Consider the following 24,311-nt stretch of genomic DNA (forward strand, 5'->3'; position numbering starts at 1 on the left):
ATTGGACATGCCCGGAATGTGGTGTTCATCACGATCGGGACATCAATGCCGCCAAAAACATTCTGCAAGAAGGTTTAAGATTCATCGCCGTGGGGCCCACGGCTTGAGCTTGGTCTATTTCTCCCGGTTGCGGGAGATTACCCAAGAATCCCCTGCCTTTAGGCATGGGGAGTGGTCAATTGACTGGAATCCAGATTTCAGAATAATAATCAGAGTGATAGGGATCTCCGTCAGGATATACTTCTAATTCAGGCGTACCTGCATGCTCATGTCCGCTTGATGGAAACCATTCTGAAAAAATTTGTTTCCATGCATTTGTCATCGCATGTGGCATCGGGCCATGAACTTCAAATACAGCCCACTTGGATGCAGGGATTTGCAAGGTTAACAATCCGTCAGGAGCTTCGCCGTCATATTCTGTGGCTACCCAATAATCGATGACTTTCTTCTCATCGTTATAATTGGCAGTGACTCCTAATACACCTTTGATTTGACCATTGTTCAATTGAAATAATAAATCACTGGTTCCATTGGCATTTACTTCATTCCATAGTTTCGGAATGTTCACATGGTTTTCTCCGTTGACGCAGGAAAACTCCCGCTTAATCCCGACTACTTGGAAACTGTCTCTCTCCACAATTTTGTATTGCATTGGATCTACTCCTTTCAAACTCACCTGGATCATCAGGCGGTTATAGGATTTCAGCTTTCCCATGTGTTTTCGTGCTTCACTGGGTGTCAATCCGTGTTGTCTGCGAAAAGCTTTTGAGAAAGCCTCGGGAGTGTCGTAACCATATTTGTAGGCAATATCGATTATTTTGCCATTTGTTCTGGATAGTTCCTGAGCGGCTAGGGTTAATCGCCGGCGTCGAATATATTCGCCAACAGATATGTCGGTTAAGATCGAAAATACACGCTGAAAGTGATATACCGACATATTCGCTTGTTTCGATATATCTTCGATCCTTATATCCTCCAGCAAATGTTCCTCTATATAATTGATGGCTCTTTGTAATGATTCCACCCAAGCCATGGTTCTCACTCCTCATATAGATCCTAACAATCTGGTCGATTAAAATCCTGTCTGTTTATGCTTTGTTTTGTCAAACGTTCATATGCAAAGATTGTTAGTGCAAAGAGTTGGGACGCTGAACCCGACTCTTTTTCTGATTACCGGAATAGATCGTGCGACGGATGCTCCTTCTACCTCAACCCGCGATGGGTAAGTTCAGAAATGAAAATTGGGGAAAGCACCATATTTTTTGCTGATACTTCCCATGACGGGAGCTGTGGTCCGGGTGTATGCGGTGAGTTAAAAAACGATGGTCTTGTACCGATCCAAATGTTTATTTATGTAGAAAATGTTGCTGATGTTTATAAAAGGGCAATGGAAGCGGGAGCGACCTCCATCATGGAGGTATCAGAAGAAGAGAGGAACGGACAAATGGCAGGCATCGTTGATCCATTCGGAAATCTTTGGTGGATGAAATCAATGAAATAAGAAAGTTTGTATGAGTCAAGCGATTTTTACTGAAACCAGATATCGTACACTTCTTCATTTACTCATTACACAATGGGGTGCACCTTTGGGAACAATGAAAGCCAGGCGTCGTGTGAAAACATAAAAAAGCATCTATCTTGTGGACCAGTAGATAGATGCTCGGTTTGGTACTTTTACACTTATTTTATCAAGCACAAGGATCTCCTTCCAGTGAAGGGGATCCCTTTTTCTTTGATTTTTATGCAGGACTGTTTTTGGGGCGGAGGGAAGCATAAAACTCATTGGTAGCTAACCGATCTGACCTGTTCCTGTCATGTGAGTTTTGATTGGTGGTACAAAAAGAGCGGCAAGTTTCGAATAATATAAATAAGTCTTCTAATATTTTGAGGGAAAATATTCTAATTCGTTGTGAAAAAATGATAGGATGAAAAATGCAGATATACCGGAAACTTTTAATAAATTTTTTCGTCCTAACTATGGGAAGGGTGTGGAAAAGGGTGATACATATGTTAAAAGTCCGGTCCTGCTTCCGGAACTGGTTGTTGTTGCTGATCGCAGGCTGGATGTTGGTCCTGCCTGCCGGACAGTTGGAAGCGGCACCGCAAAAAGTGGATATCCGAGTAGAGCCTGGCTGGAAAGGAGAGTACAAAGGGGAATTTGTACCGGTCAGAATTCAGCTTTCCGCAAGCGGAAATGTGAGCGGGGAAGTGTCTGTCGAACTTCCCAATCAAAAGTGGTCTCAGCAAAAGCCTGTCGCTTATCCGCTTGAAAAAGTGGAATTGCCGGCCGGATCGACGAAAGAAATCACCTTGATCGTTCCAAATCAACTGGCGCGGCCGGATGCCGTCATCGTCTTTAAGTCGGGGCAAGTGTTGATGGGCAGTCAAATCATGGGCGGCAAACGATTGGGAAACAATGATTTGACCATCGGCATTTTAAGCGACGATCCCCAGTCTGCTGCCCCATTCCACAAAGCGGTTGGAAGCGGAACGAAAAATAAGTCTATACATACGTATCCCTTGAATGCAAAGGAGATTCCGAGCCAGGGGCGGGCCCTGTCCGGGTTTGATGTACTCATCATCAACCGTTTGGCTTCCGAATCGCTGACTCCCGCCCAAATCAGGGCGATTCACTTGTGGGTCAGCCAAGGCGGGAAATTGTTGATCGGGGGCGGGAATCAGGCCTCAGCCAGTGTCAGAGGTCTGGAAAGCCTGCTGCCCGTGGAATTAACGGGAAAGACGGTTTCCGTCAGCGATTTGAGTTCCTTGTCCTTATGGGCAACTCCGCCTCAAGGGCCGCTGACCATCAGCCAGAGCAAACTGAAGGAAGGAAGCCGGTTGCTGGCGGCGGGCGGCGGTGAAGTTTTGCTGGCTCAGCGCGATCTTGGACAGGGCAAAATCTATTATGCCGGTTATGATTTGGCCACCGAATCCCTGATTGATTGGCCGGGTAATGAAAAACTGTGGGGGCAGGAAGTCCTGTTTGTAGGTTTGGGGCAGAACCATCCGCAAGGCCGAATCGGAGGAGCCTTTGAGGATCTGTGGGGGCTCAAAACGGCCCTCAACCAGATGCCCCATTTTCGATTGCCGAGTATCAGCACATTGATCGTTGTATTTGCCCTTTATCTTCTCCTGGTGGGTCCCGTCATCTATTGGATCTTTGCGCGCATGAAAAAGCATGAATGGAATTGGCTGGCTGTTCCGGTGATTGGAATTCTCACCGCCATGGGGCTTTTTCTCTATGGAAACCATTTGCGTGGTAATGCGGTACTCGTCCACAATATTGGGATTGTACATGCGGATGATCATGGCGGTGCTTCGATTCATGGGGCTACGGCGATGGTGTCGCAGGAAGCGGATGATTATGTGCTGCAGGCTGCAGACGGGTTTCTCTGGCCGTTGGAGCTTGAATCATTTTCCCCGAAAGCGGACGGCGGGCATGGGGTGAGTTTTCAAAACGGGGCCTCGATTCAATATAAGAATGTTCCCCAATGGAGCAAACGGGATGCCTATGTGGAGCAAGTGGCGCAGATTGGGGGAGAATTAACGGGAACCATCACCAGACAAAATCATCAGCTCATCGGTGAGGTGAAAAACGGAACCCGTCTGAAACTGAAACAGGTTCAGGTAATGATGGGAAGCAGAGCTTTGCTCATCGGGGATCTGGCGCCGGGAGCCGTCAAGCGCTTTACAGCCCCTGATTCGATGAACTGGCAGACCCGCTTGCGACCGGAACAGATGGGACTGAAAGACCGGGAGCTCGAGTTATACCGGCAATTCCTGTTCAACCCGGCTTTGATGCCGGTCTCCAATTTGGACGTAATCGGCTGGACGGAAGAACCTTTGCTTCATGTAAGGGTAAAAGGCCGGAAAATCAATGAGTCCAACCTCTATCTGGTCAAAGGCATCATGCGCATGGAAGCTGATGCTTCAGGCAAATTAATGTTGCCGTTCGGGGTGATTCCCTCCAGGGTGATTGAGTCCACGGATCGTATTTACGGAGATGGTTATACGGAAACGATCGCCATGGAGAACAGCGGAACGATCACCTTTGAATATGCCCTGGATTCGTATCGCTTTGCGCAAATCGATCGCCTCGATGTCCAATCCGCAGGCAGAACGGAGGAAATTTACGATTGGAAAAGCGGAGAGTGGAAACCGGTCAGCGCGATGAACCCGAAATCCCCCTCCAGCTATCTCTCTCCCGACCATCGTGTTCGCATTCGCATACAAATACAGGCACACCAGATGTCGGGCAAACCGATGATCGCAGTGGAAGGGAGGGTGAAAAAATGATCCGGACGGAAAACCTGTGCAAGAGCTACGGGAAGTTTGAAGCGTTAAAAAATTTGAATCTCACGGTTGATAAAGGAACGGTCTATGGATTTATCGGGCCCAATGGCGCCGGAAAATCGACGACGATGCAGATTTTGGCCACTCTGCTCAAACCGACTTCCGGGCGTGCCTGGGTGGGAAATCTCGATGTAGTCGAACAGGCGGATGAAGTTCGCCGCATCATCGGCTATATGCCCGATTTTTTCGGGGTGTACGATAACTTGACCTCTCTGGAGTATCTGGAGTTTTATGCGGCTTGCTACGGGATTCACAAGCATCTCCGGCGCAAAATCGGTTTGGAACTGCTGGAGCTCGTGGGGCTCGCAGAGAAGCAGGATACGTATGTCGACAGTTTGTCGCGGGGGATGAAGCAGCGATTGGGATTGGCCCGTACGCTAGTTCATGATCCCGAATTGCTCATCCTGGATGAACCCGCTTCGGGGCTCGACCCGCGTGCCCGGATTGAATTCCGCGAAATATTGAAAGAGCTGCGGGTGATGGGGAAAACGATTATGATCAGTTCGCACATTTTGCCGGAACTGGCCAGCTTGTGTGATGTGATCGGGGTGATGGACCAGGGGGAGCTGGTAGCCAGCGGTTCGGTGGAAGAGATCACGGCACATGCCCGGCAGGGGCGCACGTTGGAGATCCGGGTATTGGGCGGGTTGGAAGAGGCGAAGGAATATCTGGAAACATCCCCTCAAGTTCTCTCCGTTCACCTGGAGCAGGAAAAAATCCTGGCGAAAGTGAGCGGGGATGAATCCGTACAGGTGGAGCTGTTGAGCGGGCTGGTAAGCCGTAACATCCCGGTAGTGAGATTCTCGGAAACATCCATGAACATTGAAGATGTATTTTTGCAGGTGACAAGAGATTCCCAGGGAGGGAAGGAGCATGAATCGATTGCGGCAACTGTGGAGTAATCCGGTTCTCGCCAAGGAGTTTCAATGGCGGATGAGAGCGAAAAAAACTCCGTGGATCATCTTTTTCTATCTTTTCATCATGGGCGGGATTATCCTTTCCTTTCTGTTTTTATTTAAAAAGAGTCAGAACTGGTTTGATCCGAATGAGAGCATCTACCTCTTTACCGGGTTGTCGCTTGTTCAGCTGATGATGCTGGCGTTTGTGATTCCGGGCATCACGGCGGGACTGGTCAGCGGGGAAAGGGAGAGACAAACGTTGCCGATCTTGCTCACAACCACGTTGTCCTCCAGCAAAATCGTGCTCAGCAAGTGGGTGGCTTCACTCAGTTTTATGGTTCTTTTGATCATCGCCTCTTTACCTTTGTACATTATTGTCTTTCTGTTCGGGGGAATTTCGCCTGATCACGTGGTAAAGGTGTTTGGTCACTTTTTTGTGACGATGATCTTTTTGGGGAGCATGGGTATTTTCTTTTCTTCTCTCATCAAACGGACGGGACTCGCCACAGTGATGGCCTATGTCACCGTGGCGCTGATCGGGATCGGCCTGCTGATTGCTCTATACTTGATCCTCACCATTCACTACAGTTTGCACCCGCCTGTCCAATCGCCCGCGTCTGCTCCCGTCATCGCGGAAATACTGGCGGGTTTACACCCGGGAATCACATTGATCTACGCGATGTATTCGGACTTTGATTTTGGCGGATTGAAACCGGTGATCAATCTTTATGATTTTTACCTCGTCACCTATTCCGTTTTGTCGGTTCTTCTCCTGATCGGCAGTGTATATTTCCTGTCGCCGGTTCGCTTTAAAGTGTGGAAATGGGTCTTCAGACCCAAAAACAAAGAAATCAAGGCCTCATGAGGGGGCGGAGCGCATGAAACGAGATGACAGGCTGCCCGGGTGGTTAAACAAGCTCGTAAGCGGCCGGAATCGTATTTGGAAAGATCGGATCTGGCGCTGGGCAAAAAACGGAGCATGGGCGGGTTTAGCAGCGGGATGCGGCGTACTGTTGCTGGCCCGCGCAGTTCCGCTGGCTCATCCGGGCCTGATGGCTGGATGGCTGGGGTTGCTGGGAGTCGTGGGCGGATGCATGGTTGGCATATGGAAACGGCCAGGTTGGACAGAGACGGTTTCTATCCTCGACGATCGGCTGGATCTTGAAGACCGGCTGGTCACTGCCTGGCAGATGCGCAATGCTCCGGGGGATGTAGTCGCTCTGCAGAGGGAAGATGCTCTCCAGCATTTGCAGGAAAAGCTTCCCTCGTTAAAAGAACGGATGCCCTTTCGCTGGGGAACGAGAAAGGAAGGGATCAGTGCGCTCGGTTTAACCGCCCTGTGCACCCTTCTTCTCCTGTTGCCCAATCCGCTGACGGAAATCGCCCGGCAGCAGGAGAAAATCAGACTGGTCATCGAAAAAGAGCGGGATGCAGTGGAAAAACAACAAGAGAAAGCAGCCGAAGCAGCGAAGGTTAGTCCGGAAATGAAACGATCCTTGCAAAAAGAGCTTGCCCAACTCTTTGAACAGTTGGACAATAGCGAAACACTGGAACAAGCGGCTGAAAAAATGGCGGAAAGCCTCGAAAAGTTAAACCAATTAAAGCAAAAAATGGAACAGGAGAAAGCTCCCGCCGAAGAGATGCTTCAGCGGTGGATGGAAGAGGGCAAATTGGCAGCGCTCGGAAAAGAAATGGCGGAAGGAGGCGGAAAACCATCCGCTTCGACTGGGGAAGCAGTAAAAAAAGTGCTCTCGGACTTGACTCCTGACGAAAAAAAGAAGCTGGCCCAACAATTGAACGAGCTGGGGCAAAAGTGGGCACAGAGCGATTCAGCTTCCGCACGTGAAGCGGCCAGCCATCTCCGGCAGGCGGCCCGGGAACTGGCTGGCAACTCCCCGGCCGCGCCCCGGTCAGTCGCACAGGCGCTTTCCTCTGCCGGAAATGTGATGAGCCGGCAACAGGCGGATGAACAGATAATCAGTCAGAGCCAGCAGCTATTGCAAGCAGGCAAAACCGCCATCGCAGCCGCATCCGGAAATCGAGCGGCGTTGGGAGGAAATACAACGGACAACCGGCTAACCGGCGATGTCTCTACAGGCGGCTCCACCTCAAACAACGGTGCGGGGACAACTCCGTCCGGTACGGGTAATGGCTCGGGAACCGGAAATACGGGTGGTTCAGGTTCTGGCAATGGATCAGGGACGGGGTCCGGCATTGCCGGCAGCAACGGGCTAGGGGCCGGGCAAGGAGCAGGCAGCCGCCATGTGTTGGTTCCCTGGTCCAGAGTGAGCGGCGGAGGCCCGCGGGATACGGTGGGCGGCCCTCAAGGGGAAGGCACGGAAGAAGTGGGTCAGACATGGTCCACGTTGCCCGGAATCAGCCGACCTTATGAGGAAGTGTACAGAGAATATCAGTCAGAGGTCCGGCAGGCGTTAGAGCGGGGAGACCTACCTCCCGAATGGCAACAGATCATCCGCGATTATTTTTCATCGATTGAACCCTAGGGGGGATTCCATTGTCATCGGAAGTCAACTGGAAACAGAAATGGGAAGAACACCTGGAAGTGATGGACCAAGTAAGTGCGGCGGTCGGCCGGGTGATGATCGGCCAGCAGAATGTGGTTGAGCAGGTATTGATCGCCATGTTGGCAGGGGGACACGCTCTGCTGGAAGGCGTTCCCGGACTGGGCAAAACGTTGTTGGTGCGGACGATCGCCCAGTGCCTGGATCTTTCATTTTCCCGGATTCAATTTACTCCTGATTTGATGCCGGCAGATATTGTGGGGACCCAGATGATCACCGCAGATGAAACGGGGAAAACATCTTTCCGCTTCCAGCCGGGTCCCGTATTCGGAAATCTGGTCCTCGCCGATGAGATCAACCGGGCCACACCGAAAACACAGAGTGCCCTCCTGGAGGCGATGCAGGAGCATACGGTGACGGTGGCCGGAAAGACGCGCCCATTGCCGGAGCCTTTTTTTGTGTTGGCGACGCAAAACCCTCTGGAGATGGAAGGAACCTATGTGTTGCCGGAAGCGCAATTGGACCGCTTTCTGCTCAAGATCGTGGTCGGATTTCCATCCGAAGAGGAATTGAAACAGATTGTGACGCAAACTTCATCCAACCGGACGGTTGAGCCCGGCAAAGTGGCGGATGGCGCGCTCTTGCAGCAGATCCAAGCAACTGTTCGTGATCTGCTCGTCCCCGATGAAGTGGTGGATGAAGCGGTCCGCCTGCTCTTGATGACTCATCCGTCTCACCCCTCCGCACCCGCGCCGGTCCGACAGTATGTGCGTGCAGGGGCGGGACCGCGCGGTGTACAAGCCCTGGTCCAGGCGGCGAAAGCCAAAGCGTTTTTACACCGCCGCTTCAACGCATCCCGTGAAGATTTGGAGGCAGTCGCTCCCGCCGTGTTTCGCCACCGCATCCTGCTCAATTTTGAAGCGGAGGCGGTGGGGATTACGACAGATCAGCTGGTTAGTGAGATTTTGGAAGAGATGAAAAAGGGGAGCGCGCGATGAGCCGGTCGGCACACCTTGGGGACGGGCCGGCTTCATCTCTGTTGGACCCGGCTTTTTTGGCGAGGCTGGAGCGGTTAAAACTGGTCAGCCGGCAGTTGGTCCGCGGAACGCAAAGCGGGCAGAGGCGCTCCCGGATGTTGGGCAGCTCCCTCGAGTTCGCCGATTACCGTTCCTACTATCCCGGCGATGATATCCGGCAGGTGGATTGGGCGGCTTATGCGCGGCTGGGAAAATGGTTTCTTAAAACTTTTTTGGATGAACGGGAAACGGAAGTGCATCTGTATTTGGATACCAGTTTGTCGATGGGATGGAGAACTCCTCTGAAAAGCCGGCTGGCCGTCCAATTGATGGCGGCTTTGGGTTATCTGGCCTTGCATCACGGAGACCGGGTCAGTGCGTTTTCGTTTCGGGAGCGGGTGGAACAGCGGCTGAACTCCGTACAGGGCAGAACAGGGATGTTCAGGCTGCTCCGGTTTTTCGATGCTCTTACCTTTGAGGGCAAAGGAGATCTCAACCGGGCCCTGTCAGAACCGGGAGCCGTCCCGAAGCGGCCCGGTTTGTCGATCGTGTTGTCCGACGGATTTTCTCCCTCGGGTTATGAACAGGGGCTCGCAGATCTGCAAGGAGCAGGGCAACAGGTAAGTTTTATCCATCTCACTGCGCAGGAAGAGAGAGATCCGTCATACACGGGGGATATTCGTTTTCTTGATTGTGAAACAGGCCGGGAGAAGCAGGTATCGCTCTCCCCGCCCGTTCTCCGGGCGTACCGGGAAACTTACCGCCGTTTTTCCGCTCATGTACAAGAATGGTGCTTCCGGAGAGGGATCGTTTATGTAGCTGTTTCCGCCGAGGACCCGCTGGAAACCGTTTTATTTTCTTTGCTCCGCAGATCAGGACTGGTGCGGGCCTAATTGAATTGCACTTCACAGAAAAGGGAGGGGGTGGGAGCGTGTATTGGATTCAACCGGCGTATTTATGGTTGGCCGCCTGGTTGTTGCCGGCTATTTTGCTTCTTTACTTGCTGAAACGGAGATATCAAGACCAAACGATTTCCAGCACTTTGTTATGGGAGCATGCGCTGAAGAAGATGGAAGCCAACCGCCCGTGGCAAAAGTTGCGGCGTCATCTGTTGTTGTGGCTGCAACTGCTGGCAGCAGTTCTTCTTGTCCTCGGACTCAGCCGGCCCGCCATCCCCGCCGGGGGATTAAAAGCAAAACACACCATTCTCCTGATTGATGTATCGGGCAGCATGCAGGCCGTGGAAGGCAACCGTTCCCGTCTGGACAAAGCCAAAATGACAGCGCATCAGCTGATCGGGCAGCTCAGCCCCGATCAGACCATGACGCTGGTGGAGGCGGGAAAAACCCCCCGCGTGCTCCTGTCCCGGACGGGAGATGGAACGGCGTTAAAGGAGGCTGTGGACCGGATTCAGGGGCGAGCAGAGGCCAGCGATCTTTCATCGGCTCTGACACTGGCCCATGCGCTGGCTTCCAAAGAGAATTCTTCGGAGATTGTTTTACTCAGCGACGGAGCCGGTCTGCCGGCCGGTCAACGGCTGTTGCCCCACCGTTTCTTACAGATGGGGGCCACCGGACAAAATGTATCGATCGGTTCCATGAGCACCTTTGACCGCGGAAATCAATCCGGGGTCTTCGCCCGCCTGGATCATCATGGGAACCGTGAGGCTCAGGTGCTTTTGACTTTAAAAAATGACCGGGGACAGATCCTGGACACCCGGACCGTTTTTCTCCCAAAAAAGGCAAGCCAAACGGTTCGCTGGGATCAGCTGCCGGAGGCCGCGCTTTACCATCTTAAGATATCCTCCCCCGGCGATGCTCTTTCCTTGGACAATGAACAATGGGTCGGGTCGGACCGCGGGCGGAAAACACGGGTATTGTTATCGGGGAAAGAGAATCTTTTCTTAACCAGGGCTCTGGAGCTGACAAAAGAGGCGGAAGTGGTGCATGGTGACGCTTTGAATGCTTCCGGGGATGACTTCCCCGTCAAGATAATAAACGGAGAAAGCGGGAAACTTCCCCCGGAGGGGCATTTGCTCTTACTGAACCCTGATTCATCGCAACGGCTGGTCTCCGTCACCGGCACCGCTTCAGTCAGCGGGAATGTGTCCGTTGACACGCAGCATCCTTTGATGCAACAAGTGCCGTTGAAGGAGATTCATGTGGCCGGTGTGAAAAAAGTCAACGTTCCCGCATGGGCGAAAGTAGTGCTCCGGTCGGGAGATACTCCGCTGATTCTTGCCGGCGAGGTTAAGGGAAGGCGTGTGGTGATCTTTACCTTTGATCTTGAAAAATCAGATCTTCCTCTTTCCCGTCCTGATGGTTCAAGTGATCCATTGGCTGTCGCCCGCTTCCGGAGCCAGTGCCAGCCAGGCCAAAGCGGGGGAAGAGATTCAGCTGCCGCTTCCCCCGTGGGTTCAACAGGTGAAGATTCAAAACCCCTCCGCTGAGTCAGTGACCACACGGACAACAGGAGGGATCCTTCGCTTTATACCTGAACAGACGGGGTTGTATCAATTGACCGATGTGAAAAAAACGGAGTGGATTCATCATGTAGCGGTTCCTTTTCCCCAGGAGGAGTCGCCGATTGCCCCGCAGAAGGTTCCGACCGTTCCCTTTCACGGGAAGCAGGCTTCCGCGGAAGGTGAGCTGGAACTCTGGTGGTGGGCGGCCTTTCTCTCCTTAGCCGCAGTCGGTTTGGAATGGGTGGTGTTCAGCCGTGGCTATTAGTTGGGCAAACCCATGGATGCTTTTGCTTTTGCTTCCGATCGTCTGGGGCATGTGGATCTGGTGGAAACGGGAAGAAAGATTTGAACCGGTTAAAAAGAGACTGATTTTCGGCTCCCGTATCCTGATTTTTGTTCTGTTGGTGTTCAGCTTGGCGCGGACGCATCTCCTGTTTCCTGTCCATCATCAGTCAGTCGTATTCGTGGTCGACCGCTCGGCGTCTGTACAAAATCAGGAGCAAGTACAAAATCTGTTGCGACAGGCCGTGGCGGGCAAAAATCCTGACGACCAGGTCGCGGTCATTTCTGTCGGCGCTGAATCCATGGTGGAGCAGATGCTCACCACTGCGCGAGAAGTGGCCCCCATGTCTGCTGCTGTCAATCGGAATGCGACCGATCTGGCGGACGGGTTGCGTTTGGCCGGCGGTCTGATGCCGGCGGAGGCGAAAGGAAGAGTGGTCCTGATCACGGATGGAAAAGAGACTCAGGGATCGGCGGAAGCAGAGGCAAGGGCGCTCCGTGAACGGGGAATTCGCGTCGATGTCATCGCTCTCAGGCAAAAAGGCGGGCCGGAAGTATGGGTGACCGATTTGCAGGTTCCCAGACGCATGTATGCCAATGAACAAGCTGCACTGAAAGTCAACGTGAATGCGACGGCCGATACGGGGGCTGTGCTCCGGCTGTACGAGGGCAACCGCCTGCTTTCCGAACAGAGAGTGCGTGTTCATCAAGGGGAAAATGTGTATTCTTTTTCTTCCGCTGCACAGCAGACAGGATTTCTCCGTTACCGGGCGGAAATCCAGCCGGAACGGGATACCCTGCCAAACAACAACCAAGCGTACGGGTTCAGCCAGGTCAAAGGAAAGCCGGTGGTGTTGGTGGTAGAGGGACAGGAGGGAGAAGCGGACAATCTCATCTCCGCACTGACGGCAACCGGTATGGAAGTGGAGCGGATGACCCCTGCGGCTCTACCGTGGAGCCTGGAAGACTATAAGCGTTTCTCTTCCATCGTTCTGGTCAATATGCCGGCTTACCTGGTTCCGGAAGCGAAGATGGACGCCATCCGCATGGCTGTCAGAGATCTGGGGGTAGGCCTTGTCATGAGCGGCGGTGAGAATGGATATGGCCTGGGCGGCTGGTTTCAAACACCGATTGAAGAGGCGTTGCCTGTTCATATGGACATTCGGGATAAAAAACGGATGCCTTCGCTCGGGCTGATGCTGGTCATTGATAAATCCGGCAGCATGTCGGGTGAAAAGATCAATTTGGCCAAAGAGGCGGCCATCCGGGCCACGGAGATGCTTTCTCCCCAGGATCAGTTGGGGGTACTCGCATTTGATGACGGGAATGATTGGATTTTCAAACCGCAACCGGTCAAAAACCGCCGGGAGATGCAGGGCGCGATCGGCGGAATTCCGGCAGACGGCGGAACCAATATCTTTCCGGCGCTGGCCGACGCTTATGAAGAAATACGGAAACTCAAGGTAAAACGGAAACACATCATCTTGTTGACGGACGGGCAATCTCCGGGAGGGCAGTATCAAGAACTGACCGAAAAAATGAGCAAAGAGGGGATCACCCTGTCAACGGTGGCTGTAGGTGCCGATGCCGACCAAGGGCTCCTGGAGGCGCTCGCCCAGTGGGGGAAAGGGAGATATTACCTGGCTGATCAGGCCGACTCCATTCCCACCATCTTCAGTAAGGAAACGGCCATGGCCACACGCAGTTACATCGTGGATGCTCCCTTTGTGCCCAAGTGGACGGGAGGTTCTGATTGGTTTGCTTCTGTGAAAAAAGTTCCCCCTTTGGCCGCCTATGTGGCAACAACCCCGAAACAAACCGCGGAAACCGTGCTTGCCAGCCCCTATCCGGACCCTGTTCTCGCCAGGTGGCAATACGGACTGGGCAGAGCAGTGGCCTGGACGAGCGATTTAAATGGGAAATGGTCGAGAGCCTGGGTGGAGTGGGAGAGATTTTCTTCCTTTTGGAATCAGGTGGTCAGCTGGACGTTTCCGCAATTTGAAACGAGCGGATTGCATGTAGACAGCAGGCTGGAAGGAAATACGGTCCATCTGGAAGCCAAAGGTTCTCCCGATGCGTTTGCCTCAGTGGATCAATTGGAGATGACGGTGATCGATGACCAACTGAAGAATCAAAAAGTGATACTCCAAGCAACGGCTCCGGGGCAATTTACGGGCAGTTTTCCTGCAGGCCGGCCGGGTACCTATCTGCTTCAAGCTTCAGCAAAAGGCAAGAGCGGGCAAAGGGCATTGGGAACCTATGGAGTGGCAGTCCCCTATTCACCGGAGTACGGGTTGTTGACCGAGGGCACAGGACTGATCCGGCGAATGGCCGATGCGGGCGGCGGAGCGGTCCTGACAACCCTTTCCCATGCTTTTGCCGACAATCTGGACAGCAAATGGGGGAGACAGGATCTCTCTCTCTGGTTGTTGTTCATTGCCGCCCTTCTCTGGCCTGTGGATATTGCGGTCCGAAGAATTTCCGTCTCCAGGGAAGACTGGGATCTCTTGAAAAAGGGGTTGAACTTGTCCAGGTCCTCTTCGTTGTCCGCCTATACAGAACGGCTGGGAAATCTCCAGCAAAAAACCAGGGAGGTCGTTCAGCAGCGGACTGGCCAAAAGGTGGATCCGGCAAAACTATCAAAAGCGCTCAAGAAGGCACATCCGGAAAATACCGTCCGCTCGTCCCGTCTATCGGAAACTCCCGCAGACAAGCGGGCTTCCTCTGCCTCCCCGGGTGGGGAGACAGCTGGATCAAAGCCTTCTTCAGCCTCTGATGAAACCCACCTTTCCCGCCTGCTGGCAGCCAAACGAAAAAGGGAACAACATTTGCGTTGATGGGCTGAACAAAGGGGATAGAAGCGATAGCGGACCGGGAATACATGAAATAAAAGCAGGTGACGCAGTCTCACTTTTTTGAGGGAGACAACTGGTTTTTGAAAAGAAGGAGGACTTAGTACGCGGGGCGGCTGTCTCTTCTGTTTGATCGGGCGAACCCGGATTCATGGCGAAAGGGGAGAAAAGGATGATCGTTCGACGGAGGAAAAATCAGTTTGTCTTGATTGCCCAACATGACCACGCGCTTATTTCCGGAGAATTTGCCGCACATTTTGCCGAACCGTTTGAACACTTCGATTCCACGGTTTATGCCATTTCCCATCACGATGTCGCCTGGGTCGAACTGGATCAGGCCATTTTGTGGAACGAAGCGAAAAATCAGCCTTATTCTTTTGAAGATTATCCGCTTGCTCCTAAATTGGCCGCTTACACCAAGGGTATTTCACAGGTGGAAGAAACAGATCGGTACGCGGGTATGCTCTGCAGCAAACACTATGCTTCTTTTTTTGAGCATGCAAGCGATCCGGCAGGCCGCCGCTTCCGCGAGCAGGAGCTGGCCCGGCAAAACAACTTGTTACAACGGCTTTCTGCGCAGGAAAAAGAAAGTGTGGACAGCAACTTTCGCCTGTTGCAGTTTTGCGATGATCTCTCGTTGGCAATCTGTTTAAATGAACCGCAGCAAAACACGCATCCCTGGTATGCAGACGGGATTCGTTACCAGGGAGAGAGATACCGGTGGGTGTGGGAGGATGAACACCGTTTGCGGCTGACTCCCAACCTGTTCGCCAAGCCGTTTATCATCGAAATCCCCTGTCGAATTGTGGATGATTCACGAAACGTCATGAAGCGGGATGTTTTCCGCTATCAGATTCTCGTTTGACATGCGGCGGCTTCGTATCTCGGACAATCTCATCAGGCAGGGGTTTATACCATCCGTTCCATCACTTCTCCTGTAAAAAGTGCCCGATCGCCTTCCACACTGGAATGGCTTTCTCATGGAACAGGGAGATATCGAACAAGAAGGAGTGCCCGTTCATACGGATGATGACGGTCCAGGTCAAGATCGGGTTTTGTTTGTAAAGAATCTATCATCGAGAGTTACATAAAGACATTGGGGATCCCGGCCAAAAATGAGTCTGGGATCCTTTTTTCTTCTCCTTACCTTCATAGTGAACAGGTCAACTTGCTGGTGCATACTCAAATACACAATGGGGATAAACTAGGACAAATGAATGAGATCAGAGGAGATTTCTATGTCTTTCTTCAGATGGTTGTTAGGCAAAACGCGCCCGTCCAAACGGTCCCAGATGCCCGCAGATGCGCCTGTCCAAGTTTATCCGTCTCTGAATAAAAACTTTAAATATGTCGAAGAGATGTTTTTTCATGCCGGAGATTTGAAGAAGCGTTCCTTCCAATTCAATGAGCGCGAGGGGATGTTGATTTACCTGGAAACTGTGGCCGACGCGAAAAAAATCCAGAGGGAGATCCTCCGCCCTGTTTTGGAGACGCGAACCGGAAATTTGGAAGCGGTCATTTCTTCGCCGGGAATTCGTACGGTAAAAGATTTATCCCAAGTGGTCGAAGAGTTGGCCCGCGGCTGCACCGTGCTCTTCATGCAAGGGGAGCACCGGGCTGTGATAGTGGAGACTTCCGTTCTGTACAAACGGGGGATGAGCGAACCCGACAATGAAAGTGTGGTTCGCGGTTCGCACCAGGGGTTCATTGAAAACCTGTCGGTCAACTTGTATCAGATCCGCCGGTCCATTCCTGACCCCCATTTGACTGTCCGGTATTTCAAAATTGGAACCAAGACCAAAACCCGGATTGCCATGGTCTATATGCGCGACTTAGCCAATCCGGAGATGGTGCAGGAAGTGGAGAAGCGATTAAGGTCGATCCGGGCGGACACGATCATCTCTCCCGGGTTCTTGACCGAGTACATGGAAGATACTCCCTTTTCCCCGTTTCCCCAGACGTTATACACCGAGAGACCGGACCGGACAGTGTCCAACATTATGGAAGGACGGGTCGCCATTCTCTCGGAAGGGGATCCGACGGCGGTCATTGTCCCGGTCACTCTGTTTGCTTTTTATCAAAGCACGGATGATTATCACAGCCGCTGGATCATCGGGTCCTTTGTCCGGATCATCCGGTTGGTCAGTTTTATGATCGCTTTTCAGCTGCCGGCCGTTTACATCGGAGTCGTTTCGTTCCATCCGGAAGTGCTGCCCGTCAATCAGATCTTCACTGTCAAAGGAAGTTTGCAGCGTGTTCCTTTCCCGTCCATTCTGGAAGCCCTGTTTATGGAATTGACCATTGAGTTGATCCGGGAAGCGGGGATCCGGTTACCCAGCCGGGTCGGGCAAACCATCGGCATTGTCGGGGGTCTGGTCATTGGCGATGCAGTGGTACGGGCGGGGCTGGTTTCCTATCCCATGATCATCGTGGTTGCGGTCACCGCGATCTCCTCTTTTCTTGTTCCTTCCAACGAGATGAGTATCACGATCCGGATTCTGCGCTTTCCATTGATGGTCCTGGCAGCCACTTTCGGCTTTATCGGAATCAACCTCGGGATGATGTGGGTGTTAATGCACCTGTGTCAATTGGAATCCTTCGGAACCCCTTACTTTGCCCCTGTAATGCCGATGCGGATCAAGGATCTGAAGGATACCTTTATCCGGGTGCCGATCTGGAAACTGAACGAACGCCCCCATGATCCGCATCCGCAGCAGATGCAACAAGAACAATACTCTAGAGGATGGAAGTCACGTGGTCGACGAAAGAAGTAGGATCACTCAGGGACAACTGATGTATATGGTATTGCAGACCCAAATCGGAGTGGGAGTATTGTCGTTGCCCTTCGACGTCCAGCAGGTAGCCAAGGGCGGGGGGTGGATCTCCGTCCTGTTTGCGGGAGCGATTGTCCAGGTCATTATTGTCCTGTTGTGCGCTTTGGGCCGACGGTTTCCTTCCCGGACGTTGTATGATTATCTTCCCCGTTTGTTGGGCCGGGTTCTGGGGACAATCATGGGCTTGGCTTATACAGCTTACTTTTTAAACGTCTGTAGCGTGATTCTGGTCTTTTACCTCAACGTCATCAGTCGCTGGATCCTGACCGAAACTCCCAAGTGGGCTCTGTTGGCCATTACCGTGCTGACCGGTATGTATATGGTTCGAGGAAGCCTGCGTTCCATCGCCCGCTTTGCTGTGGCCATGGCCTTTCTGATTGTGATTTTGCTGACCATCAGCTTGTATTCCTACACGGTCAAACTTAACCCCACATACATTTTTCCCATCACAGAGGCAGGATGGATGAATATCATCAAAGGTTCCCATGAAGCCTTACTGTCCATGCTGGGTTTTGAATTGATCCTGGTCATCTACCCCTTTGTCGAAGGAAAAGCGAGCGGGAAGCTGAAAGCCCTGTCTGCCGGCAATCTCATCGCCACGATGCTGTATACCTTTCTGACGTTCACTGCCCTGATCATCTTTAGTCCTCAGGAGATCCAGCTGGTTCCGGAACCGGTCCTCTACATGTTAAAAGCCTTTTCCCTGCAAGTGGTCGAACGGCTGGACCTGATCTTTATGACTTTCTGGTCGGCCAAAGTGATCACCACTTTCACCGTGTATATGTTTTTGGTGTGCCAGGGATTAGGACAGTATTTTCATCAGGGCGACCATAAAAAAGCGGTTTTCTATGTAGGCGTGCTCATTTTTATCCTGTCCATGATCCCTCAAAATCAGGCAGATATCGAGTTGTACAACCAATTGATTTCTCTGTTAAGTTATGTCTTTATCGTGGGTCTTCCCCTCCTGTTTCTGCTTCTCTCTTACATTCTGAAACGAAAGGAAATCCCTGCCTATGAAGCCGGGCAAACCACATTGGATCGCTAGTCTGCTCATCTTGTGCCTGATATCGGGTTGTTGGGATCTGGATGATTTGAGGGATGTCCGCCTGATTTATGCGATTGCCTTAGACTCCGTTCCTGAGGGGAGATTAAAAATGACTGGGGTCATTCGGGAAACACGGTCCCGAAGAGCAACCCGTTAATGAAGTTTACTCGGCAGTGGGATACACGCCACGCAATACCCGGGATCAGCTGGGGAAGCAAATTTCGGGACGAGTTCGGACTTATAAAAACCGGATTCTGCTCTTCGGCGAAGCTCTGGCGAAAAAGAATATCTACCCTTACCTGGATGTCTTTTACCGGGATCCCAGAGCTTCGCTCAATGCGCGGATTGCTGTCGTACAAGGAAAGGCTGAGGATATTTTACATCTCGGAAAAGTGGGGAACACGTTAATTGGGCAGCATCTGGACGAATTGATTGAGAGCGCGGAAAATTTGACCATGGTTCCCCGTGAAAACGTGCAATTGATCTGCCCGGTGATGCTGGACCCGGGACAGGATTTTGCCCTCCCCTACCTGAAATTATCACCGGATAAAAATGGGGTGGCCATAGTCGGAACGGCCATGTTTCATGGTTCCCGGATGACCGGTTCGTTGAACGTCGACGAGTCGAGGTTATTTCTTTTAATGATGAATGGGATCGGTCAAGAGGCCCGGATGACCAAAATGATCCACCCCGGTGAAAGATCACCCGGCGGGTATATCACCATCGACGTACTCCGCCGCACCAAAAGGGATATGAAAGTCAAAATCAATCCGGATGGAGAGGTGGATGTGTGGGTTGATGTGTCCCTGCAAGCCGAGGTGGAGGAATATCCCCGGGATCAGCTGAACGAGCCGAATATGTTGGATAAGCTGGGGAAGCAATTGTCCGCCATCCTGACCGATGATGCCCGCAAACTGATCGCAAAAATGCAGCGTGCCCGGTTTGACGGATTTGGTGTGGGGCGGGAGTTGATTGCTTTTCACCCTGAGGTTTGGAAGAAGAAAAATTGGGACCGGGATTATCCCAAGGTCCGTTTTCATCCCCAGGTTGAAGTGGAACTGGTCCGCAGCGGGATCATCAATTAACAGACAGACGATTGGAAAGTGTCGGGTAGAGCAGGCCAATTTTGTCCCTGTCCTGTCAGGGCCTAACCCACGGGGTTTGAAATCGGTCTGCTCTGTCAATCGCAAGGCTATGGCCTCAACTCGACTATGTTCTACAAACTTGTCGACGTTTTCAATTAAATCGATATTTTTTCATGTAATCCCTTCTCTGTGCGGGTATTCAAAAGTATCATAAGGACGAGGGGGAAGAGATTGACAGACACAGGTGACCTTTAAGGCACGAATGAGGTCGAGCTTCACATCAGTGTTTGGGGGGAGAGTCCCAGTCCCAAAAAGCAGGTTTCCAAGGAGAAAAACCCGGGATTGCGAGCCGCCTGTCCTGCCGGCATCGATCTCCGAATCGTTCCGGGAGTACATGTCAGCAATTCGAAGGGCTCTCTGCCAATGGGATATTCCGGGGTGGAGTACACGAAGATTGGGCGTTTACACGGATTTTGTAATCTTGAAAACGCGGTAAGGTGAAAGCGATGAAGGTAACAGGATTCAATCATCTCACGATTCGTGTGAGTGATCTGAATAAGAGCCTGTCGTTCTACTGTGATGTGTTAGGGATGAAGCAGGTCCATCTCGGACGGACGGATGCCTACCTCGAGTGGGGGGATGCCTGGATCTGCCTCTTGGAAAAAGGGGGTCACAAGCAACCGGAGGAGTCATGGCTCGGAGTGGATCATGTCGCCTTCAGTATCCGGGAGGAACATTTTGCGGAAGCGGTGCAACTTCTCAAAGAAAACCAGGTTCCCGTCATCAGGGGGCCGTTGGAACGGGGCGGAGGGCTCTCGATCCAATTTCTCGATCCGGACGGAACGGTCCTGGAATTGTTTACGGGGAGCCTGGAAAGGAGGATGAAAGTCTGGAAATGATTTCATCTCCCCGTCCAGCACGCTCTTTTTGCAATATGAAGGCAATGGAACGGAAAGGATGATCCGTGGTTTCTATATTGTAAGGGCATTTGAGGAGGAGAAACATGCGAATCGCAATGACCGGTGCAACCGGATTGGTTGGAACGGAGCTGGCCGAAAAACTGTCCGCCAACGGACATCAAATCACAAATGTAACCCGTGGACAAAAAGGAGAAAAAGGGTTTGACCCTGTAGTGAGGTGGAACCCGGAGCGCGATGAAATCGACCCGGAAGGACTTGAGGGGCATGAGGTGGTGATTCACCTGGCAGGCGAAAATATCGCGAGCGGGCGCTGGACGGAGCGGAAAAAGAAACGCATCCTCTCCAGCCGGGTGGAGGGAACGGCTTTGTTATGCCAAACACTGGCCCGGCTCAAGCAACGGCCAAAGGTGCTTCTGTCGGCTTCCGCGATCGGCTATTACGGACTTCATCCGGCTGATGTTGACCTGGATGAGACCAGTCCTGCCGGAGATGACTTTTTGGCACGCGTTTGTGTGGAATGGGAAAAAGCGACACAGGTGGCAAAAGAAGCGGGCATTCGCGTCGTCAACATGCGCTTTGGCATGATCTTGAGCCGAAAAGGGGGCGCGATGGCCAAGATGCTGCCTGCTTTCCGCCTGGGAGCCGGCGGGAAAATCGGTGATGGCAAGCAGATCATCAGTTGGGTCGCGCTGGATGAGATCCCCCCCATCATCGAACATCTCATGAAAGAAGAATCGATCTCCGGACCGGTCAACGTGGTCAGCCCCCGGCCAGTTTCCAATGAAATGTTTACCAGCCTGTTGGGCGAGGTGCTGCACAGGCCTGCTTTCATCCCTTTGCCCGCCAGGGTCGCACGGATGTTGTTCGGGGAAATGGCGGACGCACTTTTACTGGGCGGGAGCCGGGTGCTGCCCCGGCGGTTGCTGGACAGCGGCTACCGGTTTGCCTATGCCGACTTAAAGGAAACGCTTCAACATCTTTTACAGAAATGACTTTTGCCGGGGAGTTGCAAATTACTGGAGAGAGGAGTCGTTTGCATGGAAAACCAACCAGGCGGTCTATCGTTCCGCCGGGCTCAACCGGCCGAGGCTCCCATACTGAGCGAAATTGCTTTCAGGTCGAAAGCCTATTGGGGGTATGATGCAGAGTTCATGGCAAAGGCCCGGGAGGAGCTGGTCATTACGGCAGAAGCGGTCCGGACCAATCTGATCTACACGGCTGTCTCCGATGAACAGCGGATTCTGGGCTTTTACGAATTGACGGGTCATCCGCCTGTTATCAAGTTGAGCGCGCTGTTTATAGATCCCGCCGTCATTCGGAGGGGGATCGGCCGGAAATTATTTGCACATGCGCTTAAGATAGCGCGAAAAATGGGAGCGAAAAAGTTGCTCATCGACAGTGACCCCAATGCCAAAGGGTTTTATGAGTCGATGGGAGCCGTACAGATGGGAGAAGTCCCCTCCGGTTCCATCCCCGGGAGAATGCTCCCTTTGCTGGAAATTGAAATTTGACGATTCCTCATCCGCAGGGGATTCTAGTGTAACCTCTTCTGCTGAAGAGAAAATGACCAAACAACCCCGGGGGACACGCGGTTCAAAAAGCTTTTTCGTTGCTGCGTCTCAAGTTAGACTTCCACCTAGCCGGATCGTACACATCATTTTTTGTGCATGTAAGATGATGGGCTAAGCGCGCAACCGACGACATCTTACCACCGGAACATATGTTTGTAAAGTGATTGAAAAAATAATCGGACTTGCGAGAGGGATGAACCCGCCCCCGTCCGACGGAAGTGCCAGTGGTACTTTAGCTCTCATCGATCGATAAAGCTGAGGGCTTTTCTCACTCGCAAAGTTATACAGAAGCTTCATTTACATGCCTATTTTTTTGTGATAAGGAAACATTTCTGTTTGCCAATAATATATTTAAATTTAATAAAAAGTATGTTCTGATTAACATCCTAAATCTTCTAATAATAAATATTTGAGAAGTGTTATATAAAATTTTAAATCTAACCCCCTTTGCTAACATGAGAATTACATCATGAGCAACAGGGTTTAAGAAACAAAACTATTTGTCGCAAACAACGGCTATTCATGTTTTTGGGAAAAGAAAAGTTATTTCAAGCAAATGAATGAGTTGATAAAAAAATTGAATCTGTGAAAAAGATTAAATCATATTGAAAATAAACGAGGATTATGTAATATTATAGGAAAAGAACCGCAAATAATGACAAGGCAGCTGTCGTATTCCAACGAAGAAATCGAACGGATCGCCCGTTTTTTATACTGTCACCTGCGATTTTTTGTCGATTCTCCGTCTCTCTTTTGAAGGATTTGCCGATGGGGACCCGGGTGTCAGGTTTAAAAAAACCGCAGCAAAATCGCTACTACATACCGAAAAAGATGAGAACAGCCATTAAGCGAGATGTTGAATCCCACCAAAGGAGGGCGCGGTCTTCATGAAAGACCCGAGACAGATTGTTGATGCCTTTCGCACGGATGTTCGGTCGAGAAATATATATAATGACCTGCTCAGGCAATTTGATTTGGAAAGGCCCAACCGGCGCCGCAACCGCAGAAAATTTCGGCCGCTCGGAAATCAGGGCCTCAGCAACACGGCGATCATGTCTCTTTGTTTGGTGACGGGATTGGCGGCCGGAGTCGGCACCGCTTCGGCGGATGATGAATTTATTCCGGAACAGGCACCTTTTGACCAGCCTCCCAGCAAGGTGAAAATAGACGAAGAAAAGCCCGCACCGAATGAGCGGAAAGTAGAAAGGAACCTGACCCGTTCCCCGCATCGGGAGTTGGAAAAGAAGGAGCCGGTAAGAGTCCCGAAAAGCAAAGATGTTCCTCCGGCCGAACGCGCAGACAGAACCGGGGAACTTGCTTCCGGCCATTCAGGTGGAAAAGCGGAGAAACCGCCGTCCCGAAAAGAAGAAACCAAACAGCCGGCCGGTGAGATCAAGCAGGAAGTGAAAAAAGAGAGACAACAGGCGGCTGAACATAAAGCGGAGTCCCGTGTTCCGCAGAGAAGCAGTCAGCGGGACGTTCAGCCTGAACATTCCTCTGTAAACGAAAATGTGAAGGAAGCATTTAAAGAAGTACGGAAGGGAACAAGAACCGGGAAACGGGCGGGTGAGGATATATCAGAACCTTCGAAAAATGCCGGGAGCCAAGGTTTGAAGCAAGCACCGGATTCAAATCCGGCTCATCTGGCCGTGTCGGGTGCAGCTGACAAATCCCAGTCCGTTAGCCATGCTCAAGGAACGGCGATACCCAAAACTGAGCAAGGAGGAAAGCTTCCGCAAACGGCTGGCAATGATCTGAACGGAGTGATTGTCGGCAGCGGGGCAGCCCTTTTGGGAGCTCTTTATGCTTTAAGGCGGGGCAAGGAGAAAAAATCTTGAAGCCGGACCGGATCATTGCGTTCGGATTGGTGACGCTCGGTGTGGCCTATGCGAGTTACTCCGGCGTCAACTATTATCAAAAGCTGCAAGTTGTCGAAGAAGCCCGGCCTGCGGGGCAGGCGACAGCTACCCATGCAGTACAAGCATCCTCGACAGCCGATCAGGCATGGGTCGTCGTGCCTCCGGAGAATCGTCCGAAACAAGGTGAGCATTTTGCCGATCTGATCATTCCGAGATTAAACGCCAAGATGCCCGTGATCGAAGGAACACATGAAGATGAACTGGCCCGGGGAGTCGGGCATTATGCGGGAAGCGTTCTGCCGGGCGAACCGGACAATGCGGTTTTGTCCGGCCACCGGGACACCGTTTTCCGCCGGATGGGTGAATTAAAAAAAGGTGATGAACTGCAGGTGGTCACCGGGCAAGGCACCTTTGTGTATGTCATCACCAAAATGTGGATAACCGAACCGGATGACCGCACGGTTATCGTTCCGCATGGCAAGCCTGTACTTACGCTGACGACCTGTTATCCGTTCTCATATCTCGGGCCGGCTCCAAAGAGGTATATAATCCAATCCGTACTCAAAGAAAAAATCAGCGAAGCGTCTGAGAAACAGCGAGGAGGATGAG

21 protein-coding genes are annotated in these 24,311 nt (G+C 51.9%); 20 read left to right on the top strand and 1 reads right to left on the bottom strand.

Features of this window, described 5'->3' with window-relative positions:
• Positions 1-107, top strand: a 107-nt coding sequence (locus BMW55_RS14600; RefSeq protein ID WP_139179510.1) for a zinc ribbon domain-containing protein, incomplete at its 5' end; no start/stop codon positions are given.
• 68 nt (positions 108-175) lie between these two features.
• On the opposite strand, the gene BMW55_RS14605 is transcribed toward BMW55_RS14600, so the two are convergent.
• On the bottom strand, positions 176-1,033 hold the full coding sequence (locus BMW55_RS14605; RefSeq protein ID WP_089970904.1) for an AraC family transcriptional regulator: 858 nt from the start codon (positions 1,031-1,033) through the stop codon (positions 176-178).
• A gap of 201 nt (positions 1,034-1,234) precedes the next feature.
• On the opposite strand from BMW55_RS14605, the gene BMW55_RS14610 reads away from it, so the two are divergent.
• The 19 genes from BMW55_RS14610 (at position 1,235) to BMW55_RS14700 (ending at position 24,310) form a co-directional block, all read left to right on the top strand.
• Positions 1,235-1,501: a VOC family protein gene (locus BMW55_RS14610; protein WP_089970908.1), complete on the top strand. Its 267-nt coding sequence runs from the start codon at positions 1,235-1,237 to the stop codon at positions 1,499-1,501.
• Positions 1,502-2,007: 506 nt separating this feature from the next.
• The gene (locus BMW55_RS14615; RefSeq protein ID WP_089970910.1) at positions 2,008-4,296 is read left to right on the top strand and encodes a DUF7408 domain-containing protein; all 2,289 of its coding nucleotides are present in this window, start codon (positions 2,008-2,010) and stop codon (positions 4,294-4,296) included.
• On the top strand, positions 4,293-5,255 hold the full coding sequence (locus BMW55_RS14620; RefSeq protein ID WP_089970913.1) for an ABC transporter ATP-binding protein: 963 nt from the start codon (positions 4,293-4,295) through the stop codon (positions 5,253-5,255). Before BMW55_RS14615 ends, BMW55_RS14620 begins: the two co-directional genes overlap by 4 nt.
• Positions 5,227-6,117, top strand: a complete 891-nt coding sequence (locus BMW55_RS14625) for an ABC transporter permease (RefSeq protein ID WP_089970916.1) — start codon at positions 5,227-5,229, stop codon at positions 6,115-6,117. Before BMW55_RS14620 ends, BMW55_RS14625 begins: the two co-directional genes overlap by 29 nt.
• 13 nt (positions 6,118-6,130) lie before the next feature.
• Entirely contained in the window at positions 6,131-7,756 is a 1,626-nt protein-coding gene (locus tag BMW55_RS14630) for a coiled-coil domain-containing protein (RefSeq protein WP_089970920.1), read from the top strand.
• Positions 7,757-7,818: 62 nt separating this feature from the next.
• Positions 7,819-8,772: an AAA family ATPase gene (locus tag BMW55_RS14635; RefSeq protein ID WP_089971226.1), complete on the top strand. Its 954-nt coding sequence runs from the start codon at positions 7,819-7,821 to the stop codon at positions 8,770-8,772.
• Positions 8,769-9,683, top strand: coding sequence for a DUF58 domain-containing protein (locus tag BMW55_RS14640; RefSeq protein ID WP_089971230.1), 915 nt, complete (start codon positions 8,769-8,771; stop codon positions 9,681-9,683). The genes BMW55_RS14635 and BMW55_RS14640 overlap by 4 nt, the downstream gene beginning before the upstream one ends.
• 38 nt (positions 9,684-9,721) lie before the next feature.
• The gene (locus BMW55_RS14645; protein ID WP_170839958.1) at positions 9,722-11,239 is read left to right on the top strand and encodes a vWA domain-containing protein; all 1,518 of its coding nucleotides are present in this window, start codon (positions 9,722-9,724) and stop codon (positions 11,237-11,239) included.
• Complete coding sequence (locus BMW55_RS14650) at positions 11,214-11,519, top strand: hypothetical protein (protein ID WP_139179511.1); 306 nt, start codon at positions 11,214-11,216, stop codon at positions 11,517-11,519. Before BMW55_RS14645 ends, BMW55_RS14650 begins: the two co-directional genes overlap by 26 nt.
• Entirely contained in the window at positions 11,509-14,373 is a 2,865-nt protein-coding gene (locus tag BMW55_RS14655; RefSeq protein ID WP_089970929.1) for a VWA domain-containing protein, read from the top strand. Before BMW55_RS14650 ends, BMW55_RS14655 begins: the two co-directional genes overlap by 11 nt.
• 187 nt (positions 14,374-14,560) lie before the next feature.
• On the top strand, positions 14,561-15,253 hold the full coding sequence (locus tag BMW55_RS14660; RefSeq protein WP_170839959.1) for a DUF3891 family protein: 693 nt from the start codon (positions 14,561-14,563) through the stop codon (positions 15,251-15,253).
• 373 nt (positions 15,254-15,626) lie between these two features.
• Entirely contained in the window at positions 15,627-17,162 is a 1,536-nt protein-coding gene (locus BMW55_RS14665) for a spore germination protein (RefSeq protein WP_425283869.1), read from the top strand.
• Positions 17,143-18,267 carry a GerAB/ArcD/ProY family transporter gene (locus BMW55_RS14670; protein ID WP_170839960.1) on the top strand — a complete coding sequence of 375 codons (1,125 nt, stop codon included), beginning with the start codon at positions 17,143-17,145 and terminating at the stop codon, positions 18,265-18,267. The genes BMW55_RS14665 and BMW55_RS14670 overlap by 20 nt, the downstream gene beginning before the upstream one ends.
• Positions 18,268-18,380: 113 nt before the next feature.
• Positions 18,381-19,352: a Ger(x)C family spore germination protein gene (locus BMW55_RS14675; protein WP_089970941.1), complete on the top strand. Its 972-nt coding sequence runs from the start codon at positions 18,381-18,383 to the stop codon at positions 19,350-19,352.
• Positions 19,353-19,858: 506 nt separating this feature from the next.
• Positions 19,859-20,251, top strand: coding sequence for a VOC family protein (locus BMW55_RS14680; protein ID WP_089970944.1), 393 nt, complete (start codon positions 19,859-19,861; stop codon positions 20,249-20,251).
• A gap of 104 nt (positions 20,252-20,355) precedes the next feature.
• Positions 20,356-21,264 carry a TIGR01777 family oxidoreductase gene (locus BMW55_RS14685; RefSeq protein WP_089970947.1) on the top strand — a complete coding sequence of 303 codons (909 nt, stop codon included), beginning with the start codon at positions 20,356-20,358 and terminating at the stop codon, positions 21,262-21,264.
• A gap of 45 nt (positions 21,265-21,309) precedes the next feature.
• Positions 21,310-21,783, top strand: coding sequence for a GNAT family N-acetyltransferase (locus BMW55_RS14690; protein WP_089970950.1), 474 nt, complete (start codon positions 21,310-21,312; stop codon positions 21,781-21,783).
• A gap of 947 nt (positions 21,784-22,730) precedes the next feature.
• A complete protein-coding gene (locus tag BMW55_RS14695; RefSeq protein ID WP_089970953.1) occupies positions 22,731-23,681 on the top strand; it encodes a hypothetical protein in 951 nt (316 codons plus the stop codon).
• Positions 23,678-24,310 carry a class D sortase gene (locus BMW55_RS14700; RefSeq protein ID WP_089970955.1) on the top strand — a complete coding sequence of 211 codons (633 nt, stop codon included), beginning with the start codon at positions 23,678-23,680 and terminating at the stop codon, positions 24,308-24,310. Before BMW55_RS14695 ends, BMW55_RS14700 begins: the two co-directional genes overlap by 4 nt.
• Position 24,311 lies beyond the last annotated feature (1 nt).

This window comes from Lihuaxuella thermophila, from assembly GCF_900110165.1.
Lineage (GTDB): Bacteria > Bacillota > Bacilli > Thermoactinomycetales > Thermoactinomycetaceae > Lihuaxuella > Lihuaxuella thermophila.

Bases quoted from the DNA above. Each gene is read 5' to 3' on its own strand.
- BMW55_RS14605 (WP_089970904.1), bottom strand. From the start codon at position 1,033: ATGGCTTGGGTGGAATCATTACAAAGAGCCATCAATTATATAGAGGAA.
- BMW55_RS14610 (WP_089970908.1), top strand. From the start codon at position 1,235: ATGAAAATTGGGGAAAGCACCATATTTTTTGCTGATACTTCCCATGAC.
- BMW55_RS14615 (WP_089970910.1), top strand. From the start codon at position 2,008: ATGTTAAAAGTCCGGTCCTGCTTCCGGAACTGGTTGTTGTTGCTGATC.
- BMW55_RS14620 (WP_089970913.1), top strand. From the start codon at position 4,293: ATGATCCGGACGGAAAACCTGTGCAAGAGCTACGGGAAGTTTGAAGCG.
- BMW55_RS14625 (WP_089970916.1), top strand. From the start codon at position 5,227: ATGAATCGATTGCGGCAACTGTGGAGTAATCCGGTTCTCGCCAAGGAG.
- BMW55_RS14630 (WP_089970920.1), top strand. From the start codon at position 6,131: ATGAAACGAGATGACAGGCTGCCCGGGTGGTTAAACAAGCTCGTAAGC.
- BMW55_RS14635 (WP_089971226.1), top strand. From the start codon at position 7,819: ATGGACCAAGTAAGTGCGGCGGTCGGCCGGGTGATGATCGGCCAGCAG.
- BMW55_RS14640 (WP_089971230.1), top strand. From the start codon at position 8,769: ATGAGCCGGTCGGCACACCTTGGGGACGGGCCGGCTTCATCTCTGTTG.
- BMW55_RS14660 (WP_170839959.1), top strand. From the start codon at position 14,561: ATGATCGTTCGACGGAGGAAAAATCAGTTTGTCTTGATTGCCCAACAT.
- BMW55_RS14665 (WP_425283869.1), top strand. From the start codon at position 15,627: ATGTCTTTCTTCAGATGGTTGTTAGGCAAAACGCGCCCGTCCAAACGG.
- BMW55_RS14680 (WP_089970944.1), top strand. From the start codon at position 19,859: ATGAAGGTAACAGGATTCAATCATCTCACGATTCGTGTGAGTGATCTG.
- BMW55_RS14685 (WP_089970947.1), top strand. From the start codon at position 20,356: ATGCGAATCGCAATGACCGGTGCAACCGGATTGGTTGGAACGGAGCTG.
- BMW55_RS14690 (WP_089970950.1), top strand. From the start codon at position 21,310: ATGGAAAACCAACCAGGCGGTCTATCGTTCCGCCGGGCTCAACCGGCC.
- BMW55_RS14695 (WP_089970953.1), top strand. From the start codon at position 22,731: ATGAAAGACCCGAGACAGATTGTTGATGCCTTTCGCACGGATGTTCGG.